Origin of the sequence: Hansschlegelia sp., from assembly GCF_035538955.1 — a bacterium.
GTDB lineage: Bacteria > Pseudomonadota > Alphaproteobacteria > Rhizobiales > Methylopilaceae > Methylopila.
Window position 1 is genome coordinate 253,643 of sequence record NZ_DATLJK010000008.1, and the last position, 26,629, is coordinate 280,271.

General features: G+C 63.0%; 16 protein-coding genes and 3 pseudogenes. 7 read left to right on the plus strand and 12 right to left on the minus strand.

Going from position 1 to position 26,629, the window contains the following annotated elements; all coding sequences use genetic code 11:
• Positions 1-469 precede the first annotated feature (469 nt).
• The 5 genes and pseudogenes from VM780_RS04385 to VM780_RS04405 form a co-directional block, all read right to left on the minus strand.
• Positions 470-1,852 (minus strand): annotated as a pseudogene (locus tag VM780_RS04385) (transposase).
• 336 nt (positions 1,853-2,188) lie between these two features.
• Positions 2,189-3,814 (minus strand): dihydroxyacetone kinase subunit DhaK, encoded by a 1,626-nt coding sequence (locus tag VM780_RS04390; protein WP_325445502.1) that lies wholly within the window; start codon positions 3,812-3,814, stop codon positions 2,189-2,191.
• Between the two features lie 268 nt (positions 3,815-4,082).
• Positions 4,083-4,899: pseudogene (locus VM780_RS04395) on the minus strand (Glu/Leu/Phe/Val dehydrogenase dimerization domain-containing protein); the annotation flags it as partial.
• 167 nt (positions 4,900-5,066) lie between these two features.
• The gene (locus VM780_RS04400) at positions 5,067-5,720 is read right to left on the minus strand and encodes a response regulator transcription factor (protein ID WP_325445504.1); all 654 of its coding nucleotides are present in this window, start codon (positions 5,718-5,720) and stop codon (positions 5,067-5,069) included.
• A complete protein-coding gene (locus VM780_RS04405; RefSeq protein ID WP_325445506.1) occupies positions 5,717-7,126 on the minus strand; it encodes a sensor histidine kinase in 1,410 nt (469 codons plus the stop codon). The genes VM780_RS04400 and VM780_RS04405 overlap by 4 nt, the downstream gene beginning before the upstream one ends.
• A 211-nt stretch (positions 7,127-7,337) precedes the next feature.
• Here VM780_RS04405 and xoxF5 point away from each other — a divergent pair, with 211 nt between their 5' ends.
• A complete protein-coding gene (xoxF5, locus tag VM780_RS04410; RefSeq protein ID WP_325445587.1) occupies positions 7,338-9,143 on the plus strand; it encodes a lanthanide-dependent methanol dehydrogenase XoxF5 in 1,806 nt (601 codons plus the stop codon).
• A gap of 452 nt (positions 9,144-9,595) precedes the next feature.
• Here the strand turns inward: xoxF5 and VM780_RS04415 are convergent, their stop codons facing one another.
• Both VM780_RS04415 and VM780_RS04420 read right to left on the minus strand, forming a co-directional pair.
• Entirely contained in the window at positions 9,596-10,789 is a 1,194-nt protein-coding gene (locus VM780_RS04415; protein WP_325445508.1) for an MFS transporter, read from the minus strand.
• Between the two features lie 492 nt (positions 10,790-11,281).
• Positions 11,282-12,421, minus strand: coding sequence for an HPP family protein (locus tag VM780_RS04420; protein WP_325445510.1), 1,140 nt, complete (start codon positions 12,419-12,421; stop codon positions 11,282-11,284).
• 327 nt (positions 12,422-12,748) lie between these two features.
• Between VM780_RS04420 and VM780_RS04425 the strand changes: the two genes are divergently transcribed.
• The 3 genes from VM780_RS04425 to VM780_RS04435 all read left to right on the plus strand — a co-directional run bounded on the left by VM780_RS04425 (position 12,749) and on the right by VM780_RS04435 (position 15,848).
• The gene (locus VM780_RS04425; RefSeq protein WP_325445512.1) at positions 12,749-13,102 is read left to right on the plus strand and encodes a hypothetical protein; all 354 of its coding nucleotides are present in this window, start codon (positions 12,749-12,751) and stop codon (positions 13,100-13,102) included.
• Between the two features lie 978 nt (positions 13,103-14,080).
• On the plus strand, positions 14,081-14,713 hold the full coding sequence (locus VM780_RS04430) for a 5-formyltetrahydrofolate cyclo-ligase (protein WP_325445514.1): 633 nt from the start codon (positions 14,081-14,083) through the stop codon (positions 14,711-14,713).
• Between the two features lie 274 nt (positions 14,714-14,987).
• The gene (locus VM780_RS04435; protein WP_325445516.1) at positions 14,988-15,848 is read left to right on the plus strand and encodes a LysR family transcriptional regulator; all 861 of its coding nucleotides are present in this window, start codon (positions 14,988-14,990) and stop codon (positions 15,846-15,848) included.
• 65 nt (positions 15,849-15,913) lie between these two features.
• Here VM780_RS04435 and VM780_RS04440 read toward each other — a convergent pair whose 3' ends face one another.
• Together VM780_RS04440 and metB are read right to left on the minus strand one after the other, a co-directional pair.
• Positions 15,914-16,573, minus strand: coding sequence for a GntR family transcriptional regulator (locus tag VM780_RS04440; RefSeq protein WP_325445518.1), 660 nt, complete (start codon positions 16,571-16,573; stop codon positions 15,914-15,916).
• 42 nt (positions 16,574-16,615) lie between these two features.
• The gene (metB, locus tag VM780_RS04445) at positions 16,616-17,809 is read right to left on the minus strand and encodes a cystathionine gamma-synthase (protein ID WP_325445520.1); all 1,194 of its coding nucleotides are present in this window, start codon (positions 17,807-17,809) and stop codon (positions 16,616-16,618) included.
• Between the two features lie 654 nt (positions 17,810-18,463).
• Here metB and VM780_RS04450 point away from each other — a divergent pair.
• On the plus strand, positions 18,464-19,651 hold the full coding sequence (locus tag VM780_RS04450; RefSeq protein WP_325445522.1) for an MFS transporter: 1,188 nt from the start codon (positions 18,464-18,466) through the stop codon (positions 19,649-19,651).
• Positions 19,652-19,670: 19 nt separating this feature from the next.
• Positions 19,671-20,489: a helix-turn-helix transcriptional regulator gene (locus VM780_RS04455; RefSeq protein WP_325445524.1), complete on the plus strand. Its 819-nt coding sequence runs from the start codon at positions 19,671-19,673 to the stop codon at positions 20,487-20,489.
• Positions 20,490-20,676: 187 nt separating this feature from the next.
• Here VM780_RS04455 and VM780_RS04460 read toward each other — a convergent pair whose 3' ends face one another.
• The 3 genes from VM780_RS04460 to VM780_RS04470 form a co-directional block, all read right to left on the minus strand.
• The gene (locus tag VM780_RS04460) at positions 20,677-22,032 is read right to left on the minus strand and encodes a TonB-dependent receptor (RefSeq protein ID WP_414652790.1); all 1,356 of its coding nucleotides are present in this window, start codon (positions 22,030-22,032) and stop codon (positions 20,677-20,679) included.
• Positions 22,033-22,061: 29 nt separating this feature from the next.
• Entirely contained in the window at positions 22,062-22,646 is a 585-nt protein-coding gene (locus tag VM780_RS04465; RefSeq protein WP_325445526.1) for an SRPBCC domain-containing protein, read from the minus strand.
• A 767-nt stretch (positions 22,647-23,413) separates the two neighbouring features.
• Complete coding sequence (locus VM780_RS04470) at positions 23,414-23,644, minus strand: helix-turn-helix transcriptional regulator (protein WP_325445528.1); 231 nt, start codon at positions 23,642-23,644, stop codon at positions 23,414-23,416.
• Between the two features lie 1,202 nt (positions 23,645-24,846).
• Between VM780_RS04470 and VM780_RS04475 the strand changes: the two are divergent.
• Positions 24,847-26,208 (plus strand): annotated as a pseudogene (locus VM780_RS04475) (efflux RND transporter permease subunit); the annotation flags it as partial.
• Positions 26,209-26,629 lie beyond the last annotated feature (421 nt).

The following is a 26,629-nucleotide window of genomic DNA, read 5'->3' on the forward strand; positions in this document are numbered from 1 at the left end:
CGTATCGATCCACCCCCGTGTCTAGATTGGGATTACATCCGGAGCGCCGTAATTCAATTCCTGTGGGCGAGCTAGTAATTATAGTAATTTCAGGATCTTGATATCGTAATCTCAGAAATTATATTTTTTATTGTTCGCATTAAGTTGCTTGAGGATAGCCTACTGCTTCAGTCGACCTCTTCGATCGGAACTCACATACTCTTCGTCGAATGCCCCGGTATGGCCGAGCTTCGAACGCCAGTTCGAGGATCACCAAGCCCGGCAGACGGTCCAAACCGCAGCCTGATGGCTGTCCGGTTCAAGGGGACCACTCTATTGGGTGGGCCATAGCTGGGCTCCGAAGGTCAGCTTTTGTGGCCGCTGGCTAATGTCCGCTAATGGCGGATTGCGTTGAAGAAGGCGGTCGCTGGTCAGCGTCACCATGTCGGCGCACGTATTGCGCCGAGGACGAGCGGAGCTCCGGGGCCTTTCAGGCTGCAATTGGCGTCGGCGCCGCGCCCAGCTTGGCGAGCTTTCTGAGGTTCTGAGCGGTGGTGGCGAGCAGGAACTCGTCGCGAGCGCCGCATGGCCCTCGAAGGCGCAGCCGGTCGAGCCGCAGGATGCGCTTGAGGTGCGCGAACAGCATCTCGACCTTCTTCCGCTCGCGCCGGGAGACGACGTAGGAGTCGGTCTTCGCGATGTCCCTCGCCATGTCGCGAGCACCCTCGTGGATCGAGCGAGGGATCTTCCGGGCCGGCGTGTTCGGGCAGCACCGCGGCTTCAGGGAGCAGGCGTCGCAGTCGAACTTGCTCGCGCGGTAGCGGATCATGCCATCGTCGTCGGCGAGCGGAGCCGAGCTCCGGTAGAACCTCTGGCGGGACCGCAACTCCTTCCCGCCCAAGCAGACGTAGAGGTCGCGGGCGTGGTCATACGGGAAGTCGGAGCGGCTGAACGTGCCGTCGGTCCGGGCGCTCTTGTCGAACACCGGGATGTGCGGCTCGATCCCGCGTTCATGGACCAGCCAGGCGAGCATCTCGGCCGAGCCATAGGCGCTGTCGGCTGCGAGCCGCTCGGGCCACAGCCCGAAGCGCTCCTGCGTCCGCGCGACCATCGTTCGCGCGGCGCCGACCTCGGCCTGCCGGATCGCGCGGGTGGCCTCGACGTCGACAATGATCGCGTGGTCGAGGTCGATCAGGTAGTTGGTGGCGTAGGCGAAGAAGGCGTGGCCCTTGTGCGCGCCGATCTATTGCGCCGCCGGATCAGACCGCGACACGAACTTCGGCAGGGTCTCGCTCGCCGCGCCCCAGGCCGCATCGTCGAGCGTGTCGAGGTATTCGCGGACGGAACGGCGGGACGCGGCCAGCTCGTCCCAGCCTACCTCCGCCGCGCCGTCCGCCGAGCGCTGCCGGTTGGCGTCGGCGCGGATTAGGCTGGCGTCGACCGCGAAGCCGTCGCCGCCGACGAGGCCCTCCGCCATGCAGCGCCTGGCCACGGTCTCGAACAGCTTGCGCAGCAGGTCGCTGTCACGGAAGCGGCCATGGCGGTTCTTCGAGAAGGTCGAGTGATCCGGCACGTCGCCGTCGAGGCCGAGCCGACAGAACCAGCGATAGGCGAGGTTCAGATGAACCTCCTCGCACAGCCGCCGCTCCGAGCGAACGCCGAAGCAGTAGCCGACCAGCAGCATCCGGATCAGGAGCTCCGGGTCGATCGAAGGACGGCCAGTCGCGCTGTAGAACGGGGCCAAATCCCGCCGAACCTCTGACAGATCTACGAAGCGGTCGATCGCCCTCAGCAGGTGGTCCTGCGGCACGTGCCGCTCAAGCGAGAACTCGTAGAACAGCGCCGCCTGGTCGACCTGCCGCTTGCCCATCATCGCCGCCGCCCTCCGCTCATGGAGCTGAATGAATCAGCGGCGCCGCCTCGCTTCAACGACGGAGTTTTTCAACGGAATCGGCGCCGAGCGGCTGTCAGCGCGGACCTCACTGGCGCCGAGCGGTCGCAGGCCGAGGGCGCAAGTGCAAGAATAAGCTGACGGTGCGTTGGGGCTCACCGAAGCGGCCGATCGAAACAGGCCGGCCTGGCGAGGCTTCACTGCGAACGAGCTGGCGGCCCGTGGTCGGGCCGATGCAGCGCAGACATCAGCTTTACCGATGCGCGCCACACCGCGTTGTTTTCTGGAATACACTTTGAAGCTGCGGCAATGAGGTAATCAGCCGCTAACGGCGGATAGCCGCTCAAGAACACGGGCGACCGCTTCGGCGCCGGGGTCGGGCACGCCGCTGAGCGACGCAGAAGGGACGTAAGACGAGCGCCCTGCCCGCGCTTTTATCATCGAGCGGGTTTTGTCTGCGCCTTGGCGGGCGGCTCTCGCCGCCTCGCGCAGACCGCCACCTGCGACGAGCTCGTCAATCGCCGGCTCCAATGCGTCAATCATGGTGCGGTCGCCGCGCCGGGCTCCGCCATAGTCCTGCATGCGCTTCAGTCCGGCCCGAAGCGCGCTTGGGAAAGACGGGTCTTGCTTGAGCCCTGCTCCGGCGGCCATGAAAAAGATCGCTAGCAGAACTCCGCTGCTGCCGCCGCCGATTCGCGACAGTATGTGGCCGAGCGCGGTCATCAGCGCAGCTTGGTCGCCGAGCGGCAGCCGATCGACCTGAGCCGCGATTGCGTCGGCGATCTTCGCGAACGTTGAGCCGGCGTCGCCATCGCCCACCTTGGCGTCGAGCGCGTCCAGCTCCGGCCCGGTCTGCTTCAACAAAGCGGTGGCGGCGGCAAGGAGGCGACGAACGGCTGGGTCGTCCGACGGCGAGATCGAGGGGGCGTCGTGTAGCTCGGGCGCTGAGATCGTGTGGGGCTGAACGAATCTCACTGCGGAAAGCCACGCCGCGCTTTCAGAGGGCGCTAGCAAGCCTGCTCGCCTCTCCTCGTCAAGTACGAGAGCTGTAAGCGAGAAGCCGCGCATGTCGAGCGAGGTCATCATCTCTGCCGGTCCGATCACCATTTCGACGTGAGCGGCGAGCTCAGTCCGAGCGACTGCGGCCATGACGATCGACATCTCTATGGGAGGCGTTCCGCCGAGCGAGTTGACCACCAGTACGATGCGGTCGGCCGGCGACAGCCTCTCAAGGAGCGGTGCGGCGACCTGCGCGACCAGATGGTCGGCTTCCGCGAACTCGATGACCCGGCTGCCCCGCTCGCCGTGGATCCCGAGGCCGAGCTCGACCTCGTTGGGTGCGATGCGCTCCTCACGCTCGACGCCCGGCATCGCGCAACTGGTGAGGGAAAGGCCGAGCGAGCGGACGTGCGTCGCCGCGTCGTCGGCGCGCGCCTTCACCGCGGCGAGCGGAAGCCCGGCCGCCGCGGCCGCGCCCGCGAGTTTGTGAACCAGCAGCGTACCGGCGATGCCGCGCGGCTGGGGCGCGTTATCTATCGAGATATCGTCGCCGACGATGACCACCTCGATCTTCAGTCCGAGAGCCCGAGCCTTCTCGGCGGCCAAGCCGAAGTTCAGTCGATCGCCCGTGTAGTTCTTCACGATCAGCAGACACCCTGCTTCTCCCGTAACTGCGATGATCGCCGAAAGAACGGCGTCGACCGTGGGAGACGTGAAGACCTCGCCGCTCACCGCAGCTGTCAGAAGGCCTTCTCCGACGAAGCCTGCATGCGCGGGCTCGTGGCCTGCCCCGCCGCCCGAGATCAATGCGACACGAGACCTGTCCCAATCCGCCCGCAGCACCACCCTGATGTCGGGATAGGCGTCGAGCCGAACGAGACGCCCGCCGGAGGCCGCCAGCATCCCGTCAAGGGCGTCGGTGACGACCGACGCCCGAGCGTTCATGAAGCTTTTCAAGGCGCGGCTCCTCAAGGATCGGACTGCGCCGAGCCGGTTTGAACGCGCGGCCGCCGCCCCCATTGTGTTTGTCGCCAGACGTCGAGACGCTCAGGCTGTGAGCGCTAGCTTGCGCAACGGTGGTAGGTTTCGCGTATTTCGGGGAAGCTGGGATCGAAGCGCTCGAGCGTGTCGGCGTCCTTCATGCGTACCGACACCGACATTGTGCCAAACATGATCTGCGATTGGCAGTTCAAAAGCGCCGCGAAACCGTCGCGTCCACGACATAACCGTTGGAGTCGGAGCAGGCGATTACTCGGCCGCCGAGCTGCTGCAGCTTCTCGGCGGTGTAAATCGCGACGTTGCCGGAGCCGGAGGCCACCGCGCGCTTACCCTCGATGCCTTCCTGGCGCGTCGCGAGCATGCTCTCCACGAAGTAAACCGCGCCATAGCCGGTCGCCTCGCGTCGAGCCTGCGATCCGCCATAGACTAGGCCCTTGCCGGTCAGCACGCCCGCTTCGTAACGATTGGTCAAACGCTTGTGCTGACCGAACATGTAGCCGATCTCGCGCCCGCCCACGCCGATGTCACCCGCCGGCACGTCGGTATATTCGCCGAGATGGCGGTGCAACTCGGTCATGAAAGACTGGCAGAAGCGCATGATCTCGCCATCGGAGCGGTCGCGCGGATTGAAGTCGGAGCCGCCCTTGCCGCCACCAATTGGCATGCCGGTCAGTGCGTTCTTGAAGGTCTGCTCGAAACCCAGGAACTTGACGATGCCGAGGTTCACCGAGGGGTGGAAGCGAATGCCGCCCTTGTAGGGGCCGAGCGCCGAGTTGAATTGCACCCGAAAGCCGCGGTTGATCTGGACCTGGCCGCGATCGTCAACCCATGGCACGCGGAAGATGATCTGGCGCTCCGGTTCGCAAATGCGCTCGATCAGCGCGTCGTCGGCGTGAGTCCGGATGTTTGGCTACCACGCGCCCCAGACTCTCCAGCACCTCCCGCACGGCTTGGTGGAACTCACTCTCGCCGGCATTGCGCGCCAGCACCTCGGCCAGAATCGGCTCCAGTTTCTCGTCAATGTTAGCCAGGACGCCCTCGTTTTAAGCAGATGCTGCAAATGACAGCGCTTGTATGCGAGGGGCGTCGGCTGCGCCACACCGGAATGGGCTTGACGTCAAGGAGGGCGTCGAGAGGGCCAAGCGCCCGCGAGGTCACCGGTAACTTGACCCTACTAACCCCTCAAGCGGCCCCGCCCTTAGTTCTCGAAATCGGGGGGTTCAAGCAATCCGGCTCCGAGAGCAATCCACACGAGCTTGGCATCATTCGAAGCGTTGAGCTTCGCTTTGATGACCGAGTGGTAATTCTGAACGGTCTTGTGGCTGAGCTGCAGCGCCGCTGCTGCCTCTTCCGTGGAGTTGCCTGCAGCTAGCAACTGCAGGATCTCGACTTCGCGTGGACCAAGACCATCTATCGGAGAAGCGCGGCCTGACACGCGCTCAGCGGCGATCATACGCGCGATGTCGTCGCTAACAGACCGTCCGCCGCGCATCACGGTGCCCATGCAGGCGATCAACTCGGCCGAGGGGCTGCTCTTCGTAACGTAGCCGGAGGCGCCGGCTTCGAAAGCCTTCAGCGCGTAATTCACGCTTTGGTGCATTGAGAAAACAAGGATCTTCGCCCTGCCATCATAGGCCCGGATCCGACGGATACCTTCAAGTCCGCTGGATCCAGGCATAGAGATGTCCATGACGACGATGTCTGGTTGGACCTTCTTATAGAGATGATATGCTTCAAGTACCGTTCCTGCCTCGCCGGTAACCTTATAATCCGCTTGTCTCTCGAGCAGTTTCCGGTAGCCAGCACGAACGACCGGGTGGTCGTCTACAAGGATTGCCGTCAGGCGTCTCATGCAAGAGTCTCGGTGAAAACGGTGCTTTCCAAGGGAATTAATGCGGAAACACGCACTCCTTTATCGGCGGCCGCTGCGGCGGAAAAGCTGCCGCCGAGGGCCGCGACGCGCTCGCGGATGCCTAGGATCCCATGACCTGACTGGGAGATGAGACGAGCAGGATCGCCGCCGCCGTCGTCCTCGACCGTGACACGGATCACGGAGCGCGACGCATCGGCGGCGATCTGGAGTCGCACCTCGCTGGGACGCCCATGACGCGTCGCGTTGGTGAGACACTCCTGGGCAATTCGATAGATGCTGAGCGCCGCCTGAGCCGGTACCCCCGTAAGACCTCCCATGATGTCGAGCTTGTACACTGGTGCAACGGCATGGCCGGCTCCGGCTCCGGCGAGGCGGGCGTTCCATGTGGCGACGAGTTGATCGAGACTGCGTTCAAGCCCCATCTCATCCAGCTCTGGAGGTCTGAGCCGCGCGAGCGTTCCGCGCAGTGTCGCCATCATACGACGGGTGATGACGACGATTTCGCGCGCCTCTTCCGCAACCTCTTGATGATCCGCTTCGATCGCCGCTGCGATTGCGTCAGACATCGCGGTAATGGCTGTCAGGCATTGTCCAAACTCATCGTGCAGATCGCGTGCCAAGGAGCGGCGTTCCTCCTCCTGAACCTGGAAGAGCCGCCGCGTCACAGCGGCGCGCTCCGCTGTTGTCTCCGCGAGGCGCTGAGTGAGGTCGTTGAACGCTCGCGCGATATGCGCGAACTCCGCCGCTGCCCGGAAGGACGGCAGCCGTACGGCATGATCACCCTGCTCAAGCCGTCGTAGCGCGCGCACGATGCGCTCAGCAGGCATCAGGGCATGTCCAATCACAACTGTCGAAAGCAGGCCGATCGCGGCCGCCATCGCGGCTGAGACGCCCACAACGACACTAACCTGCCGCCACGCTGCCCGAGCGGCGGCGCCCTCGTCGGTCTCAGCGCGGACTTGTCCCGCCTCCTGCATGTACAGCGTGATTGTACGGCTCACCGGCGCGATAGGACCGAACATGGCCTCGTTCAGGGCGACGAACCAAGCCGGGGGTTCGGATCCAGCGTTTCGGATTCCACAGAGACGTCTTGGCGCCCAACCGCTCCAGGCGACGCTCACGCAGTAGCCGGGACTGATCACCCTAAGCGTGTCGGAGCTGCGCCAGTCCGGAAACGCGAACTCCGCGCCGGGAGCGACCGAGCCCCGGAACGTCATTTCGCGCCAAGCCAGCGATACAGCCTCCCGCTGGACGCGTTGAGCCGAGGCGGTCAGCTCCGAATGGATGCTGCGATTGACATCCACCATCACCCAGGAGGCCGCTCCAAACAGGCAGAGAGCGACGACGCCCACGACCTGCAATATCAGGCTAACGAGAAGTCGCATGGCCAGAGCCTTCCTGCCGAACGGCGCCAATCATCCATTGCGGACTGACGCAGGCAAGCTATCCCACCGAATCCCGGGCAAAACTCCCGATCGAAGTCGGGATCGCCGCTCTTCATAAGCTAAGTTTTTTAAGGCTTTCCTGAGGGGCCCTCCTGGCTGGACGCCAGAGGCACAAGAAAAACGATGCTCTTGGAGGACGCTGGTGATCCGGATAAAGACGATTTCGCTGGGCTTGAGCCTCGGCGTTAGTTTCGCTGCGGTCGCTCCGGCGCTCGCCAATGACGACGTCCTGAAGCGAACCGCTGATCCTAAGCAGCAGGTGCTTCAGACAGTCGATTACGCGAACACGCGCTATTCCAAGCTCTCGCAGATCAACAAGGACAATGTGAAGAAGCTCAAGGTCGATTGGGGCTTCTCAACGGGCGTTCTGCGCGGTCACGAGGGTTCACCTCTCGTGATTGGCGACATCATGTACGTCCACACGCCATTCCCGAACAACGTCTACGCGCTGGACCTGAACGACAGCGGCAAGATCATCTGGACCTACCAGCCGAAGCAGGATCCTGCGGTTATTCCGATCATGTGCTGCGATGTCGTGAACCGCGGCCTTGCCTATGCGGATGACATGATCTTCTTGCATCAGGCCGATACGACGGTCGTGGCGCTCGACGCCAAGACCGGCGAGAAGAAGTGGTCAGTCGTCAACGGCGATCCGAAGAAGGGCGAGTCGAACACCGCAACCGTTCTGCCGGTGAAGGACAAGCTGATCGTCGGCATCTCGGGCGCCGAATTCGGCGTGCGCGGCCACATCACTGCCTACGATCTGAAGACGGGCAAGTTGGCGTGGCGGGCATATAGCCAGGGTCCTGACGAGGACATGCTGGTTGATCCGGAGAAGACCACGGAGCTCGGCAAGCCGATCGGCAAAGACAGTTCGCTAAAGACTTGGGAGGGCGATCAGTGGAAGACCGGCGGTGGATCGACCTGGGGTTGGTACTCCTACGATCCGAAGCTTGACCTATTCTATTACGGCACCGCGAATCCTTCGACCTGGAACCCGAAACAGCGTCCGGGTGACAACAAGTGGTCGATGACGATCTTCGCCCGTAATCCCGACACCGGCATGGCCAAGTGGGTCTACCAGATGACGCCCCACGACGAGTGGGACTATGACGGCATCAACGAGATGATCCTCACGGATCAGAAGATCGACGGCAAGGAGCAGCCGCTCCTGACGCACTTCGATCGTAACGGCTTCGGCTACACGCTGAACCGCGAGACGGGCGCGCTGCTCGTCGCCGAGAAGTACGACCCGGTGGTGAACTGGGCGACCAAGGTCGACATGGACAAGTCGTCCAAGACCTACGGCCGTCCGCTCGTCGTCGCGAAATACTCCACGGAGCAGAACGGCGAAGACGTGAACTCGAAGGGCATCTGCCCTGCGGCGCTCGGCTCGAAGGATCAGCAGCCTGCGGCTTACTCGCCGGAGACCGAGCTGTTCTACGTTCCGACCAACCACGTCTGCATGGACTACGAGCCTTTCAAGGTCTCGTACACCGCCGGCCAGCCTTACGTCGGCGCCACCCTCTCGATGTACCCCGCGCCGAACAGCCATGGCGGCATGGGCAACTTCATCGCTTGGGACGGCAAGAAGGGTAAGATCGTCTGGTCGAACAAGGAGCAGTTCTCCGTTTGGTCGGGCGCTCTGGCGACCGCTGGCGGCGTGGTGTTCTACGGCACGCTCGAAGGCTACCTGAAGGCTGTCGACGCCAAGACGGGCAAGGAACTCTACAAGTTCAAGACCCCGTCCGGCATCATCGGCAACGTCATGACCTACGAGCACAAGGGCAAGCAGTTCGTCGCGGTGCTCTCGGGCGTCGGCGGCTGGGCGGGCATCGGCCTTGCGGCCGGTCTGGCCAACCCGACCGACGGCCTCGGCGCGGTCGGCGGCTATGCGGCTCTCTCGCAGTACACGGCTCTCGGCGGTCAGCTGACCGTGTTCTCTCTCGCAGACTGAAATCAATCATCCAGCGCATGCATCGCGTCAGTAGACGCGGCGCTGATGTGGACTTCTGTGGAACCTGGCAGCTCCCTCTTCCAGGCAGTCCATGGGTAAGGCGGACCTCTCGGGGTCCGCCTTTTTTTTTGAACCATTAGCGGCGGAGCTGGATGGATACTTGAAGGCGATTGTGCACGGCTACAGACGAAGCCAGCTTGCTCGGACGACGAACGAAGAGCTCTCGCGACCGTCGGCCACGCGCATTCGGCCCGCACCGCGGTGGCTGTTCGGCCGCGAAGCCAGCCCGTCTGAAACGGAAGCAAACCCGCAAGCCAACCAACGCTTCCTTGCTTCTTGAAAGCTGACGTGCACGAAAGCGGCCTCTCATTGAGGCGCGTCCACCCCAGAAAACTAGCTTAAGGGGAACTCAAGCCGGCCAGAGCTGACCTGTGTTCCACCGCACCTCTCGCTCAAAGGACATTCGAGTCAGTGACCTTGAATTCCCGGGCCGCGAAGAAGAACGAGAACGCGCAGACAAACACGGTTGCGGCAATCCCGGCGGTTACGCCGAGCGTGGCCGAGAAACCACCTGCAGCATGGGTGAAAGCGATGAAGGGAGCCGCGAGGCCGCTCGCGGTGAAGCCGAGAAAGTACCGAACACTGTAGGCCTTGGCCCGCAGGTGCGCTGGCGCGTAGCGCGCTACCATCGCATCGTTCACGACCACCTGACCGTAGATGCCCGCCATGGCGAGGGCGAGGCCCGAGAGCAGCATAACGCCGGTTCCGGCGCTGGCGAGAGCTAGCCCCATCGTTTGAGTGGCGGCGAGCCCCACGAAGATGACAGGTAGCTCGACCTTGTCGACCAGCCGGCCGACGGCGAGCTGGGTCATTGCGCCGACCATAAAGACTGCGGTAGCGAGCGAACCGATGAACGACAGGGACAGATCGAAGCCGAGCCGTTCGTCGATCACTTTCGGAGCCGAGATCGTGGCAACATTGAATGTCATGCCGCCCGCCACGACCGCGACCACGAAGATCACGAGCAGGAGACCAGGCCGGGCCAGCGGTCTGGTCAGGCCGCCCGCCTCGACGCCGGAGCGCTCCTTGCCGTCGCCGGGCACCACTGCGAGGAAGACGACGCCGGTCGCGAGGCACAGGATGCCGGGAGCTGCGAAAGACGCGCGCCAGCCGAGCCACGCCGCGACCAGCGCCGTCACGCCGGAGGCGAAGCCGGCCCCAACGTTGCCCCAGACCCCGTTCACGCCGAGGGTTCGGCCTAGCTGCCGCGCGTGACTGACGAGCATCGCCGAGCCGATCGGGTGGTAAATCGCGGCGAACACTCCGAGCACGAATAGCCATCCTGCGAATGCGAATGGCGTCGAGACGAGAGACAGGGCAATCAGCGAAGCGCCGCAGCCGAAGAAGAACACGGCCAGCAGGTTGCGGCGGCCGACGCGTTCGGCGAACCACCCCATGGGCAGCGAGAAAGCGCCGAAGGCCACGAAAGCCCCAGTCGCGACCCCAATCAGGGACGAGTAATCGAGACCGAGGTCGGGGGCGATCGCGATCACGGCCGTGGGAAAGATCAGGAGCACAAAGTGGTCAATTGCGTGCGCGACGTTGACGAAGCGAAGCGTGCGGAGGGAGAGGGTCTCGGGGCTCATTGGCGGTTCCAACGAAGCGAAAAGTCCGCTCTCATAGCTTGCTCGATGCTCCACTGGCCCCCGAATTGTCGCCGGCCGGGTAGATTGCGAGAAGTGCGATAAGATCGTGGGATCCGCGGACTACAGGATGCGCCGCGGCCGCTCGCGGTGGCCGGGCTGCACACGGCCATGAATTTCTGCCCGAATGAGAAGTCTTCAACGATCCCAGGGCCGAACGGCCGCCGCACTGACGAACGGCAATGACGCTGCCATCGAACTGGATATTCGATAGATCGGCTGGGGGTGAGCACGACCGGCTCAACGGCGGGGGAGCTGCCGTTGATTTATGAGGACATCGAGAACGTCCGCTTCGACGAGCGAAGGAACGTGCAGAACGACGCCCTCCTCCCGGTTGAACCTACGCACGACCTTCCAAAAGAAGACCGGCGTGCTCGCCCAAACATCGTGACCGCCCATCGTTCTCTTCTATGCGGAATTGAATCTGCTGCGGGGTCAGCTCACCAATTCGTGTCGTTCCGGCATCTGGTTGATTGCACTCGAGCGAGCCACCGTCGAGAGCAAATCCGTTTGCGTGATGATGCCGAGAACCGTCTGATCACCGTGGGTAACGATGATCGCGTGGGTCGACCCGTCCGTCAGGATAGGGACGAGGTTTACCGCCGGATCATTCGGATCAGCCGTCCTCGGCTCCGACATCACGTCGGCGATTGCGCCACTGTTTCGAAGCGCCAGCTCCCGTAAGCCCAGAGTTCCTACAAGACGCCCGCCCGCATCTACGACTGGCAGAGTCCTGATGTTGTGCGCCAGAAGGAGCTCGCGCGCCTGCCGGATCGTGTTGTCCACCCGTATCTGTACCACGTCGCGCGACATAATCTCGCGGCAAGTCAGATTGCCATGAGTTCGCACAAGCGCCTGGTGCTCGACCTGCCGCAAAAGCCGGTCCAAATCAGCACGGTCTATGTCCAGCGTTTCGTTGAAAGCGACCAGCGCCGCATCGATATCCTCCGGCTTGAATCCGACGCGAATGGAGGCGGGAAGGTCCGCTGTCGCATGGTTGTTCGCGGGCACGGGAACCGCGATGTGCGGATAGTTTCTCCGGGAAATTTTGTGAAATGCGACGCCGAGCGCCACCAGCACCAGCGAATTTAGGCAGACCGGAAAGAGCGGAAACAGGAAGCCAGCCGAGGTGACCGCTGGCCCTCCGATCAACGCCGTCAACGCAGCAGCTCCTCCTGGAGGATGGAGGGAACGCGTGACCGACATCGCCGCAACCGCGAGCGAGACACCGACGCCGATGGCGAGCACTGGGCTTGAGACCCAATGGGCGGCCAGAACGCCCATGAATGCCGAAATGGTATTGCCACCGATCACCGACCAAGGCTGAGCCAAGGGGCTCGCCGGCACAGCAAAAATCAGAACCGCCGAAGCTCCCATAGGAGCGACGATCAGGGGGATATGAGGTCCCTCCCCGAAGCACCAACCGCAAATCAAACCCGTCAGAGTAATCCCTGCCAAAGCCCCCAAACACGCGATCACGCGCTCGCGAAGCGTGGCACCGGCGAGGATAGGTCTGAACAGCCGAAAGCCGGCGGCATCTCTGCCTCGCCACGGTCGAAGTTTTCCAAATGGCATAAGCGCTCACAAATTCTGACACGGAGTGGGCGGGCCGACGACGCACCTCAAGATCGAGGCCGCGAGCTGCGCTCCTGGAGGAATGAATGGCGAACAGTCGCTCGCGTGGGGGCAGCGTGGACAATCATGGAGCAGGTGAGCTTGTTCGCAGCTACCGATAAGGTACATTGGCGGCGCACCTTATCGGCAAGAGCTTCCTGAAATGCAACATGCTTGTGCAGAACGCTCAATCCGAGGGCGCCGGGGCTGATGGGTTGGCGCAATGACGCACATGACAATCAGGCTTCGCCCCGAAGCGCGCGGGAGCGGCCGCGTGGGAGGATTTAATTGACCCTGCCTCTTGTTGAAGAACTCATTGATCCACGAGTGTTGGCACTCGTCCCGGCAGCATCGTTCGTGTTGGGGCTGACCAGCTTTACAGCTCTGATTCGGGATGGAAAGATCGGCGGGCGTTACGATGTCATCGAATCGACCGTGGGCGTAACCGCGTCGCTCACCGCAATAGCGCTTGTGTTCCAACGTTACGGCGCACTCTTCGGCGCGCTCGTTGTCGTGCTCGGATTGCTTACGGTGCAATCACTAGGAAGTACGCGGCGGTACACCGTTCTTCGGCGCGTCGCGCCTTGGTTAAGTTTCGCCCTTCTGTTCGCCTACCTAGGGGTTGATTTTCGACAGCGGTAAGATCTCGCCGAGACGCGACTGGGCGTTTGGAGCGCCGCAGAGTGGCCAATTAGTTTCGGGACTGGGAGCCTGATGAGGCTGCGCCCAAGAACACGGCCTTAACCTGACGCACTCTTCGAGCGCACTCTCTTCGGCGGCATTTCTGAATGCGGCGCTTTGTTGCTGCGTAGACTCGGTATATTTGCAATCGACTCTTCGATCGCGCGCGAACCGATATGATCGAGCGACGCACCGAGCTATTTGCCTCCGGTTACGTTAGATCGCCCTAATCGCTATATCTCGTCGGCGGTCCATTCGATCTGGTAACACCTGAGGGCTTCGGAACGCCGCCGCCTGCGTGCCCGTGCCGTGACGCACGCAGTAAAACTAGCACCTGCCGACCGAAAAGCTGCTCCGGCACGGCGAACAGCGGCAGATCCCGGCGCATTCCAGTCCGCGACCTCAGACTTTCACCTCAACCGCGGTCCCGCTTTCCTGAACCACAGGCTGGTCACCCCGCGAAACTATTTTGGCTGTTTTAGAAGATCACGATCCAAGATTCGCGTTGTCTCGGATCACACACTTCTTCCCAGACGCCCACGAATATCCAATGAAGCGAAAAGCTCCAAAGAGCACTTCTGTCGAACCGACCAGGGCTACCTGATTGTGGACACCGTCCTTTAGAGTGAGGAGATTGATGAATTTTTTTGCGCTCTCGGAACAACAGCATGATCTTGATTGCTGCGATTGCGACGATCACTATGTCCGGAGAAGGTTCTAGGACACTCCGTCGTCGCCTCTCTTCTAGCCTTGTTCCGGCTTGAGAAACGTGGCGGCCTTAGGACGATCTAGCACGATGATTGATCGTGTCACTTGAAACGCTAAGGAGAGCGCGCGCCTGGAGGCAAGATGGCCGGTCGAACCACCATTGCAAGAGCGTCATTGCTCCACTCTGAATGTATCAGGCGGCCTGACTATTATGCGCCGGATCCATCTTTGTTGCCCCAGCACGACGCCACCGAAGCATGGCGGCCCAATCGCATAGGGCGTCGGAAAGTGCCGGATGTTTACCGGTGGCGGAAAGCCGCGCGTCGACGACTGATTGAGCAACGCCTTACGTTGCCGATTGCCGAGCGCGCGTGTAAGGCGGCGGCAGTCGCATCACGGCTCGACGAACTGGTTGGTGACGTGCGCAACCGTATCGTCGCCGCTTACTGGCCGATCCGGGGGGAGCTCAATTTACTCGACTGGCTCGCCTCCGCCGCCGAGCGTGGAGCGATCTGCGCTCTGCCGGTCGTAATCGAGAAGAACAGGCCGCTCGTCTTCCGCGGCTGGAGCCGTGGCGGCCGACTAGAGCGCGGCTTGTGGAACATCCCCGTCCCGCCGGCTGGGCAGAACCTCACACCCGACATCGTCCTCGCACCCCTTGTGGGCTTCGACTTCGCCGGGTATCGATTAGGGTATGGTGGCGGGTATTTCGACCGGACACTGTCAGCCTGCGACTACTCGCCTACGACGATTGGCGTTGGGTATTCCCATTCTGCGGTCGCGACGATCTATCCACAGTGGCACGACGTTCCGATGGGTCAAATCGTAACCGAGCATGCGACGTTCGCCGCCCGCACTAGATGAGTGGCGGCATGGACCAACTCTACCGTTCTTAAGGCGCTCCACAGCGCCGCTTTTCGCCTGACATGAGAACCAATGCCGTTCGCGTCGCACCGGAGATACCTGACGTGCGCAGAAATGCTCATGCGCATTGACTTACTGCATCGGCAAGAAGACCGTCGCGATGTGACGTCGTCTATGACGCAGCCACCGCGCTTGATGACAATCTAAGATCACAAAGCGGTTCTCTTCAGAAGTCGCTATTGCGGGCTGATGGCAAGGCCAATAATGCTGTAGGATGGATATCGGCCTTGCACGAACATTCCTTGAAGTGGCGTCGACCGGCAGCTTCGTGGCTGCGGCAGACAAACTGCACATTACCCCGACCGCCGTGAGCGCCCGGATACGAATCCTCGAAGATCAGCTCAATCGCCGCTTGTTTGTTCGGAGTCGCGCCGGCGCACGCTTGACGCCTGCCGGCGAGCGATTCCATCCCCACGCGACGGCCCTAGTTCAGCTATGGGAGCGAGCGCGTCAGCAGGTCGCGCTCCCTACCGGGCGGTCGGAGCTCGTTGGATTGGGAAGCGAGATCAGCCTGTGGAACCCGCTGCTTCCAAGGCTTCTGTGCTGGCTACGACAGAAGGCGCCTGAATTGGCGCTGAGAGCTGAGGTAAATACGCCAGAACGGCTGATCGATCGCGTGCAGGAAGGTGCACTAGACGTCGCAATTTTGTACAATCCTCCCGCTCGGCCTGATCTGGTGATGGAGTTGATAGATGAAGAAAAGCTTGTGATGGTTACGACCTGCCAGCGGGGCAGTATGAGTCCTGCGGACTACATTTTTGTGGAATGGGGGTCGGCGTTTGTGGCAAGCCACGATGCAGCATTCCCTCATCTCGCCAATCCTGGCACCTCCATCACGCTTGGCAGGGCGGCGCTTAATTTCATGCTGGAAGTTGGAGGATCCGGATATTTCAGGTTGAGCGTAGTTCGCTCCTATCTCGCCTCGAAGCGTCTGCATAGGGTAACCGGCGCGCCAGAATTTTCGCACTCCGTTCATGCTGTATACTCGTCACGCAGCACTGCTGATACGCTCGAGAGGGTGCGTGACGGTCTACAAGCCTGCACTCGCAGCCAGGAGGCGCACGGCGTTGAATGAACGAGTTTGAGTATGTCTCTCCTATGCGCCATAGTATAGGAGCCAATTATTGAAATACCTGACAGCTACGTCAGCATTCGAGCGAGATCGAGGCCCCGGTCGCGGATCAATCCGGCAGCCAGCTCCGCATCACGATGTTCGATGGCCTTAATGATAGACACGCAACTTGTCTTAGCGCCTACGGCGGGTCCGGCTTCGGACAGCGCGATGTTACGAATGCCGCGCAAATGGATTAGAAGGTCTTGCGATAACGCATCTATGGCAGCGCACCTCCCAAGCAATATGATCTCGCGATGGAATCGAATGTTGCCATTGGAATAAAAGTACCGGTCATCGGAAATCGACGGAATAAGTGCGTCGTACAGCGAGCTCAGCTGCGAAGTGGTTGCTCGCGCACATGCCAGCCGGGCAGCCATGCTTTCTAGCGCAGCGCAGGCGTGGACGATATCGATGATCTCGGGCTTAGTCTTTTTTACGACGAACACGCCGCTTCGCGGCTTGGAGCGTACAAAGCCCTGCTGCTCCAGCACCTTGAGAGCTTCTCGCACGGGCGTGCGGCTCACGCCTAGGTCGCAGGACAGTTTTCGTTCGTCAAGTCGTACCTCCTCGGCGGAATCGTAAACGTCCATTTTGGTGATAGCCGCCTTCAGCGCCTCGTAGACGAGCGTCCGGAGGCTAGACCTAACTCCAACCGGTTGGATCTCGACTGAACATTTGTTCGGCATGGTCGTCGACGTCTCTACGGGTGCTTCAATGACGATTTTCGGTTATCCGGTAAAGATCGTGGATGGTCGCTGGATGACGCCTCTAGCGACGTCGAGCGCCTGCTCGAGATCGGCGATCAGATCTCCGGCATCCTCAAGGCCGACAGATAGTCGCAACAACCCCCAACCGATGCCCGCCAGACGACGGGCCTCTTCGCTCATCCCGACGTGCGTCATCGTGGCCGGGTGCGCCAGCAAGCTTTCGACTCCGCCGAGCGACTCGGCCAACGTGAACACCCGCACAGCGTCAGCGAAACGGGCTGCCGCCTGGATGCCGCCGTCAATCTCGAAGCTCAGCATTGCTCCGGCGCCTCTCTGCTGCCGCCGCGCGAGATGGAAATTTGGATGGGAGGTCAGTCCCGGATAGTGGGTCGCCACAACGCCGTGGTGGCCGGAGAGGAATTCCGCTATCAGACCCGCGCTGCGCTGCTGGCGCTCAATCCGGGCGAAAAGCGTTCGTATCCCGCGAAGCGTCAGATAGGCATCGAATGGGGCGCCAGATACCCCCGTCACATTGGCCCAGTGAGCAAGATCGTCACCAAGAATAGGGTCTGCAAGGATCACGGCGCCACCCACGACGTCCGAGTGTCCGTTGAGGTACTTCGTCGTCGAATGAATGACGATATCTGCACCGAGTTCGATCGGCTTCTGCAGCGCCGGCGAAAGAAAAGTGTTGTCGACCGCCACCTTGGCACCTCGCGCCTTAGCGCTTAGGCTGATCTCCCGTATGTCGACCACGCGTAACAGAGGGTTGCTTGGCGTCTCGATTAGAACCAACGACGGCGTATGGCTCAATGCTGCCGCGACCGCAGCGCTGTCGGACTGATCGACGAACGCCACGTTCAGATGCCGTCTTGCCTGCTTGGCCATGAGCAAGCGTTGGGTCCCACTGTAACAATCATGCGGCGCGATCACGAGGTCACCGGGTCCGAGCCGGGAAAGTACGAGGTCGATCGCAGCCATGCCGCTCGACGTGATCACGGCGCGCGCGCCGCCTTCTAGCTTGGCCAGTGTGTCGGCGAGCATGTCGCGACTTGGATTTGCCACACGAGAATACTCGTAGGCTCCCGCGCTGTCGAACCCTTGGAAAGCGAATGTGCTGGTGAGGTGGATGGGTGGCGCGATCGAGCGGAAGCTTGGATCGCTTCCAATTCCGTTTGAAGCGGCGATTGTCTCAGGTTTTAGGTGCACTGCCATGCCGACTCCGTGCACCCGAAGGCGCCGCTCTGGGTAAGACGATGACGCCGGCCGACTATGCACTCAAGCGAATGCTATTGGTGCATAGGCGCAGAATTTTTGCTGGTTCTCCGATGAAGCGCGAGTGGCCGCGCTCGACGCCGACGCTCGACATGATCGCACAGGATCCCAGACGCTACTGCGTCTGGCAGGACGGCTAGATGGCGGTTCCCAGAATCCCTCGGGCGGGCGCGCCCGAGGGATTCTGAAACGGCAAGGACACGCTCTATCGAGTCCACGGCACCAACGAGCCGGAAACCATCGGCAGACCGGTATCGTCGGCTGCATTCGAATGCTGCATCAGGATGTTATTGACCCCTACCAGCGGGTTCGCGAGGATCGAGAGCGTCGTTCGATAGCGCACCAATGCGCTCCGCGAGCTTAACCCGTTCGCTCGGCCCAGACTCTCCCGGCGGTTCGTACCGGCCTCCTGCATGGAAGCACTCTATTGATCCGCCTTTCCCCGGGGAGGTACGCTGCGCGTCTGTCCTGTTCTCGATAAACAATGGCATCCTGTCGAAAGCCGTCCTGGCGCGGTCACGCTAGGCTCTCGCCAGCCGAACCACTCCGCCGATCGGGATGACGCCGCTGACCCTCCTGGAACAACCGCTGCAAGTGGACCTTCACAACCGTGTGCGCGGGAACGTGGTCCGCCTCGCGATCGCTCAGGCGCTCGCCGGCGCGAACTCGACGGTCGTCTTCGCGACGGGCGCCGTCGCGGGAGCCATGCTGGCGCCCTCAAGCGCCCTTGCGACGATGCCCGTATCGACGTTTGTGGTCGGCATGGCGGCCGGAACGCTGCCGGCGGGCGCGATCGCCCGGAGACATGGCAGGCGGGCTTCGTTCCTCGTCGGAACCACCTGCGGCGTGCTGGTCGGCCTGATCTCTGCGCTCGCGATGTATCTGGGCTCGTTCTGGCTATACTGCGCCGGCACGTTCTTCGGCGGCATGTACGGCGCCGTCGTCTTGTCTTTCCGTTTCGCGGCGGCCGACGGCGTCCCAGCAGACCGGCGCGCACGCGCGGTGTCGGCCGTCATGGCGGGCGGCGTGTTCTCGGGCGTGATCGGACCACAGCTGGTATCCGCGACGATGGACCTGACGCCGCCGCACGCCTTCGTGGCCACCTTCCTCGCCCAGGCGTTCGTCGCAGCTCTGTCGGCCTGTGTTCTGTGGGGCGTTCGGCTGCCGAAGCCGCAGCCATCGAAGGACGCAGGTCGTCCGCTCGCTGAGATCGTCCGTCAGCCGCGCTTCGTCACCGCCGTGATCTGCGGCGTGGTCAGCTATATGCTGATGAACCTGCTGATGACCTCAGCGCCGCTCGCCATGCGGATCTGCGGCATCTCTCAGAACGCGGCGAATCTCGGCATCCAGTGGCACGTCATTGCAATGTATGGGCCGGGGTTCGTCACCGGCAAGCTGATCACCCGCTTCGGTGCCCCGTCGATCATCCTGACGGGCCTGGCGCTGACAGCTTGCTCGGTGGCCGTTGGACTGACCGGGGTGGATATCGCTCACTTCTGGGTCACGCTGATCCTTCTCGGGGTCGGCTGGAACTTCGGATTCACGGGAGCCTCCGCTATGGTGCTCGAGTGCCACCGGCCGGAAGAGAAGACGCGGGTCCAGTCGCTGAACGACTTCATCGTGTTCGGACTGATGACGGTCGGCTCGTTCCTGTCAGGCGGAGTGCTGACCTCGTTCGGCTGGAACACCGTCTGCCTGATCACGCTGCCCCCGCTGGCGCTCGCTGCGTTCTGCCTGCTGAAGTCCGGCCTCGGGAGAAAGCCGCTTCCCCAATCCTCCTGAAGCTTGGCGCAACGGTCAGATGACCGCCTGGGCGCGATCGACCTGGAGAGCTCTCACGGTTCCGGCGGGCGATGCGCCGCAGCCGCTGACGATCCGGGTGGAGAGCATGCCGCCCCGATCGAGGTTCCATGAGCATCATCACGACTGGCACCAGCTGGTCTACGCGATCTCGGGGGTTCTTATCGTGTCAGTGGACGGAACCCGGTTCGTGATCGATCCGGAACATGGCGCGTGGGTTCCGGCGGGCGCCCCCCATGAGGTAAGCTCGCTCTACGGCTGCGAATTTCGGAGCCTGTGGATCAAGAATCTGCCGAGACAGGCCTGCGCTGACGTTTGCTGCGTGCTTTCGGTCAGCCCATTGCTCCGGAGCCTGATCAACGAAGCGGCCCAGGTCGATCGCACGATCGATGCGGCGTATTTCGGCGAGCTCTCGGCTTTCATATTCACGCAGCTCAGGCGCGCGCCACGCGTTGCCTTCGCGCTGCCTTGGCCCCGCAGCGGTCCGCTGCAGGCGATCTGCGAAGCGATCTATGAAGATCCCGCCGACCCTCGAGATCTCGAACACTGGGGCGCCGCCCTTGGCGTGTCAGTGCGCACCCTGGCGCGCAAGTTCAACAGCGAAGTCGGCGTGACCTTCAGTGCGTGGCGGGCGAAAGCGCGTGTGGCCCGCGCGATCGAGATGCTCAAGCACGGCGAGAGCGTCACCGAGACCGCTTTCACGCTCGGCTATGGGTCGGTTTCATCGTTCACCTTCATGTTCCGGTCGAACATGGGCGTCAGTCCACGCGCCTACGCCAAGAGCGCCGGAGACGCTGTTCGCCGCAAGGGTACGGGCTGAGCTACGCTGCGGGGCTCGAAAGTGATGGCGATCCGCACGCCGACTGCCGGTCCGATCGCACCGCCGAGGGTTGGACGGAGCAGGCGGGCTTGACGAGCAATTGCGCGCCGGCTCTCCGTTGCACTCGCCGCCGGCCCCGAGATTCGATTGCGGTCGCTCTATTCCCGGGCTGAGCGTCTCCTGCCCCTCAGAACTTCGCCTTGACGAATGCGCGGACATTGGCGCCCGGCAGCAGGATCTCGTCCTTCTTGAATGAGGCCGAGTTCCGGATGCGGTCATTCAGCAGATTGTCGCCGACAAGACCGACCGTAATCGAGCTCAGCCGAGTCACCGATCCGTCAAACCGGCGGGTGTAGCTGAGCTCGGCCTTCAGATCGTCGTAGCCCGGCGTGCGGGTCTCGAACGGCGCTGTCTCGTCATGCGCGAAGGCGTGCAGCAGTCCGACCCGGCCATAGAAGCCATCCTCGCTGCGCCAGAACAGACCGCCGCCGACCCGGTGGGGCGGAATGCGGGGCACGTCAGTTCCATCCGAGAACTTGGCGCGCACAAAGTCATACTGGACGTCGACCCCGAAGACATTGCGGCCGACCGTGATTGCGTCGAACTGAGCCGCGAGATCTACGCCGTAAAACTTGGCGTTCTGCTGAGAATAGACGACCTGAGCGAGCTCGTCTCCGATCCCGCAGCTATCAAAATCATCGTCGCAGCGGGCGCCGGTCAGCCGTCGGTAGATGAAGCCGCTGTACCGGGTGTAGTAGGCGCTGGCGTCGACGCGAAGCGGGCCTTCGGCGCGGCGCAGTCCGATCTCGACGGACTTCGCCTTTTCGAGCTTCAGGTTCGGATCGCCGATCTCGAATGTGCCCGGAGCGTCGTGCGGGCCCTTGGAGAACAGCTCGAGCGCCTGCGGCGCACGTTCCACATAGCTGCCGGTGACGCTCGCCACAAAGCCGAGCGGCAGATCCTGCATCAGGCCTCCGCTGACGCTCATTGGCGTGAAGCGGCGGGTGCGCTTGCTCTGGGGGAGATCGCCGCCGGCGGGCAGATAACCGGATGGGAACGCCGTCGCCGTGCCGTCGACAGAGGCGTGTTCGATGCGGGCCGCGCCCTGCGCGCGGAAGCCGCCGCCGAAGTCGAGTTGCTCGAACACGTAGGCCGCGCCGGAGCCGGTGTCTGCTGGCGGAATGAGCTCCCCGGCCTCTCCGCCGGTCCGAAGCTCGGCATAATCCCCCTGGGCGCCGAAGGCGCCGGTGAGGGCGGCGAACGGCAGGTCGATCTCCCGGTGCTGGATCTCGACCCGGCCTTCCGCCTCACGGTTCTTGAAGGTCGCCTGCACGCCGTCGACGCCATCTTCGCCGACGCCGACCTCGTTGTGCTTGTAGCTCGAGCCGCCAAGCCAGAAGCGCACGGCCTCGAACGGGCCGGCGTCAAAGCGCCATTCGCCCTGCGCCTGCAGCTTGTCCTGGCGCGGGTCGAGCCGGGTGTCCGACTCCGCCGCCTCGCCGCCAGGGATGTGGTAGAGCGCGTCGTAATGGCTGTAGGACAGGCCGAAATAGCCGTTGTCGAAGAGCCGGGCTACTGGTTGATCTCAGGTTCAACCAGCTTTGCGAGCTTGCGCAGGGATTCCTGCCAACCGAGATAGCAGGCTTCCTGCGGGATCACGTCCGGAATGCCATGCTGTTCGATTCGGATTTCCGTGCCGACCGAAACGGCCCTTAGGGCGACCGTAACAGTCATCTCTCCCCGCAGGTTCGCCATTTCTGATCTGAGGCGTTCCGGCGCGATCGTTAGGGCGCTGCTGCGCGCGGAGGGAAGCGTCAGGCCGGCGCCGAGGAGCTTCGCGTTCAACCCGACGAAGCGCAGCGCGTAACGTGTCTTGCTGGCCGCCGCCTGGAAGCGGCGGTAATCGGTGGCCCCGCTGATGACCACCTCTCGGACCCAGCTCAGGATCTCTTCCTGTTCCGCCGCGGACCGGCGCGGAAAATCATCCGGAAGATGCCATGCCAACCGTCGGCGCTCGGACGGCGCGATAGGAGCAACGCCCTTGGCCGTCCTCGTGCGCCCTCGACGTTCGACCTTCGCCTCGAGATAGCCCGCCGGCAGCCGATAACGGCGCTCAATCGCTCGTAGGGCAGCGAAGCTGACGGCGTTCGACGGCATGGATGCCCCCCTGCTCCAGGTCGCCAAGGCGTTCAGCGATGGAGTTGGACCGGCAGCGAGGAGCGAGGCGTGCAGGGACCGCAATGTGTCGCCATGCTGCGCCATGTGCAAACGCAAGGCTTCGCCCAAGCTCGACGGGTCGCTACAAGTGGTCCAGAGCTGGCTCGGCTGACCTTCGTTCTTTGGCTGGCTTTGCCTTTGCCGCTACAGGAAGTCGGCGCGTTCTAGTAACAGGCGCGCGGGCCGCCGTGTCGACACGCGGAGGTCGCGTCGGCGGGTCGCCGGCGGCTCGGCAGATGGCGTCACAGAGCGGCTGGAGATCGGAACGAAGCTCGAGAAGGCGCGCAGGCGCGGCCCCTGTGTTCTCAGCCAGCGCGACGAGGTCGATCCAACGTCCTCGGTAGGCCGGGAACGTTCGGCCCTCGAGATGAAGCAGGAGATGGTCATACAGCGTTCGCCGTTCTTCGGCGTCCAATTTCGCATCGAGGCGGCGGCGGAAAAAGCTTTCCAACATTCTGGGGGTGAGGCTTCTGGACACGGACGGCGTACGCTCACGCTGACGTTTTCGCGGGAGCGGGATTTGCTCGGGCGGAGAAAAATCGTCAACGCGGCCAGAGCATTGCGCACAGATTTTCGCCGTCCCGGCAGGCGGTCTGTTTTCCTGCGAGACGATCGGTGCTTCGTCGGCCAGCGTGGCGCATAGGTCGGCAAGCGACCGAGCCTGAGATGCTGGCGGCAGGCAACCAATCAGAGAAGCGGCCGGAGCTTCACGCGCTCGATCGTGGCTCTTCGAGCTCGTCGAGCAATTTTGAGCTTGGCACTCCGAGCGCGACCGCGATCCCCTCAAGCACCGTCACCGTGGGATTACGCACGCCGCGCTCGACGCCCGAGACATAGGTTCGATGGAGCTTCGCCTCGAAGGCGAGCCCCTCCTGAGACCAGCCTTTCGCCCGCCGGTAACGCTTCACATTGAGGCCGACCCGGCGACGCACGTCCATGTGCGGACGGTCAGGGCGATGTCGCCTATCGATCTACAGACGATGAGTCTCATTTCGCTGGACTGCCGCGCGGAACGGAGCGATGCCGGACGTGCGCCGGAGGTCGGCGCGCAGGAGACCATCGTGACCGCCGGAGTGTTCGTGCTGACAGACGCTGCAACGCTGATCCCGATGAAGCCGGCGAGCTTCGTCACCGAGGACGAGTTCCAGAACCTGCTCGCGAGTTTTCCGGAGCTGCTGGTCGGCGACCAGATCGACAGTCAGTCCCCCCGCCGCTTCATCCTCGTCTCGCGCGAGCAGTCGATCGCCGATCAGGAGGGCGGCGGCGGCCGCTGGGCGGTAGACCATCTCTTCATCGATCAGGATGGCGTTCCGACGCTCGTCGAGGTCAAGCGGTCGAGCGACACGCGCATCCGCCGCGAGGTCATCGGCCAGATGCTGGATTATGCGGCGAACTCGGTGTCGTACTGGCCGGTGCAGAACCTGCGGGACCGGTTCGAGTCGCGATCGGCGGAGGACGGTGTAGATCCAGCGTCAGTGCTCCGCGATCGTCTGGGCCTGGAAGAGAAGCCTGACGTTTTCTGGGGCCGCGTGGAGACGAACCTCAGGGCCGGTAAGGTGCGTCTGCTGTTTGTCGCTGACGTCATCCCGCGGGAGCTCAGGCGAGTGGTCGAGTTCCTCAACGCCCAAATGAGCCCTGCCGAGGTTCTCGCGATCGAGCTTCGGCAGTTTCAGGGCGAAGGCCTGCGTACGCTCGTTCCCACTGTGATCGGCCAGACGCAGGCGGCCATCCGGAGCAAGAGCTCGACGTCGGGCGCTCCACAGCGGAGCTGGGACGAGGTCTCCTTGCTTGAGGCGCTGGGCGAGCGCACTGATGAAAGGAGCGTGACGAACGCACGTTTGATCATCAGCTGGATGAAGCGGACTGCTGATCGCGTCGCCTTCAACACCAGCGTCGAGTGGGGATCGATCACCGCTGTGTTCACTCGCCCCGGAGCAGAGGCACGGCCACTTGCCATCTGGAGCGACGGGTCGTTTGGCGTTCAATTCGAGTATTTGAAGAACAAGCCGGTGTTCAGCGAACTTGCCGAACGGGAGGAACTCCTCCGCCGCGTCAATGAAACGCCGGGCATCGCACTGCCTCCGGCCGCCGCTTCCGCGCGTAAAACCGTCAAACTGTCCGCGCTTACGCCGGAAGCCGTCGCGTCGAGGAGTGGCTGCTCAAGCAGCCGGAGGCCAAGATCGTCACCGCCTATGTCGGGGCCGGCGCGCCGCGCTTCTTCTTCTCCTACAACCCCGAGCTCCCGGACCCGTCCTTCGCCAAGATCATCGTGCTGACGGGTAGCGAGGACGAGCGCGAGGCGCTCAAGCTCAAGGCGCGGCGGGTGATCGCGGCCGGCCTCGCGCCGGAGGCGCAGGTACGCGTCTCGCAGCTCGTGTTCGGCCCCTACACGCGCTACCCGGTCGCGTTCCGCGTCATGGGTCCCGACCCGCAAGTCGTGCGCGGAATCGCCGACACGGTCCAGGTCGTCATGACGGCGAACCCTAATACCCGCACGGTCAACCAGGACTGGGGCGAGCGGGCCCCGACGGCGCGCTTCGTGCTCGACCAGGATCGCCTGCAGGCGATCGGCTTGACGACCGCGGACGTGTCCGACCAGCTCCAGGTCCTGCTCCGCGGCGTGACCGTCGCCCAGGTTCGCGAGGACATCCGCGCTGTAGCGCTCGTGGTGCGGAGCGACCTCGGGGCCGCACCTGACCTCGGCCGGCTCGGCGATCTCACCATCGTCAACCGTGAGGGCGCTCCTGTGCCGCTCAGCCAGATCGGCCATGTCGTGTCTCGCCCGGAAGATCCGGTGACGCGCCGGCGCAACCGCATCCCGACGATTGCGGTGCAGAGCGACATCAACGAAAGCTTGCAGCCTCCGCAGGTCACTGCGGAGGTGTTCGAGGCGCTTCAGCCCACAATCGCAGCGCTGCCTCCCGGCTACCGCATCGAGATCGGCGGCAACGCTGAGGAGTCGGCCAAGGCTAATGCGGCGCTGGTCCCGATCTTCCCCGTGATGGTCGGCTTCATCCTGCTCACCCTCATCCTGCAGGTTCGTAGCTTCTCGGCCATGTGGATGGTGTTCATCACCGCCCCGCTCGGGCTCGTCGGGGTCATGCCAACGCTGTTCCTGTTCAACGTGCCATTCGGCTTCAACGGTATCCTCGGGATGATCGGCCTGTCCGGCATCCTGATGCGCAACACGCTGATCCTCATCGGGCAGATCCACACCAACGAGGAAGAGGGCATGAGCCCCTACGAGGCGGTGGTGGAGGCTACCGTCCAGCGGGCGCGGCCCGTGGTACTGACCGCGCTCGCCGCCGTCTTCGCCTTCATGCCGCTGACGCTTTCGGTGTTCTGGGGCTCTCTCGCCTACACGCTGATCGGCGGCACCGCGGCAGGCACCGTGCTGATCCTGCTCTTCCTCCCCGCACTCTACGCGATCTGGTTCCGCATCCGCCCGGAGATGGGCGAGAGCCCGGCACCGGCCCCCGCCGCCGCGGCCGCCCACGCCTGAGACCATCGCCCTCACGACAAGCTAACCGACGCTACGAGGATCGCGATGACGCCGGTCGCCGCCACGGCGCCCGGCGCATAGCCCGGAACGCAGAGCTCAACCCGTACGCCGTCTTCGCACGTGTGAATGCTTCGCGCATGGAGGAGGCGAGGAACGCCGTTGATAAGCCTCTTGCAGTAATCGAACGCGATCATTGCGGTCTGCACTTAGCGGCCGATCGGCGACATGTTCTAATTCCCCGCCGATGTTTGCGGCGAGCGCGATCCTCCACTCCTGGTCCACGGTGCTGCGACTTCGGAGCAGCCTCTCCACCGCCGCCGGGAAAGCCATAAAGCGGCCCCCTAGTTTGCGACGGCGGGGCTGTAACCGCGCGCCGGAGCTGCCCGAAGAAAACATCGTGCGTCATGTGACGCACGGTAGA

Excerpts from the sequence above, each read along its gene's own strand:
- VM780_RS04390 (WP_325445502.1), bottom strand. The coding sequence starts at position 3,814 with ATGAACGCTCGGGCGTCGGTCGTCACCGACGCCCTTGACGGGATGCTG.
- VM780_RS04400 (WP_325445504.1), bottom strand. The coding sequence starts at position 5,720 with ATGAGACGCCTGACGGCAATCCTTGTAGACGACCACCCGGTCGTTCGT.
- VM780_RS04405 (WP_325445506.1), bottom strand. The coding sequence starts at position 7,126 with ATGCGACTTCTCGTTAGCCTGATATTGCAGGTCGTGGGCGTCGTCGCT.
- VM780_RS04415 (WP_325445508.1), bottom strand. The coding sequence starts at position 10,789 with ATGAGCCCCGAGACCCTCTCCCTCCGCACGCTTCGCTTCGTCAACGTC.
- VM780_RS04420 (WP_325445510.1), bottom strand. The coding sequence starts at position 12,421 with ATGCCATTTGGAAAACTTCGACCGTGGCGAGGCAGAGATGCCGCCGGC.
- VM780_RS04435 (WP_325445516.1), top strand. The coding sequence starts at position 14,988 with ATGGATATCGGCCTTGCACGAACATTCCTTGAAGTGGCGTCGACCGGC.
- VM780_RS04440 (WP_325445518.1), bottom strand. The coding sequence starts at position 16,573 with ATGCCGAACAAATGTTCAGTCGAGATCCAACCGGTTGGAGTTAGGTCT.
- metB (WP_325445520.1), bottom strand. The coding sequence starts at position 17,809 with ATGGCAGTGCACCTAAAACCTGAGACAATCGCCGCTTCAAACGGAATT.
- VM780_RS04455 (WP_325445524.1), top strand. The coding sequence starts at position 19,671 with ATGACCGCCTGGGCGCGATCGACCTGGAGAGCTCTCACGGTTCCGGCG.
- VM780_RS04465 (WP_325445526.1), bottom strand. The coding sequence starts at position 22,646 with ATGCCGTCGAACGCCGTCAGCTTCGCTGCCCTACGAGCGATTGAGCGC.
- VM780_RS04470 (WP_325445528.1), bottom strand. The coding sequence starts at position 23,644 with ATGGACGTGCGTCGCCGGGTCGGCCTCAATGTGAAGCGTTACCGGCGG.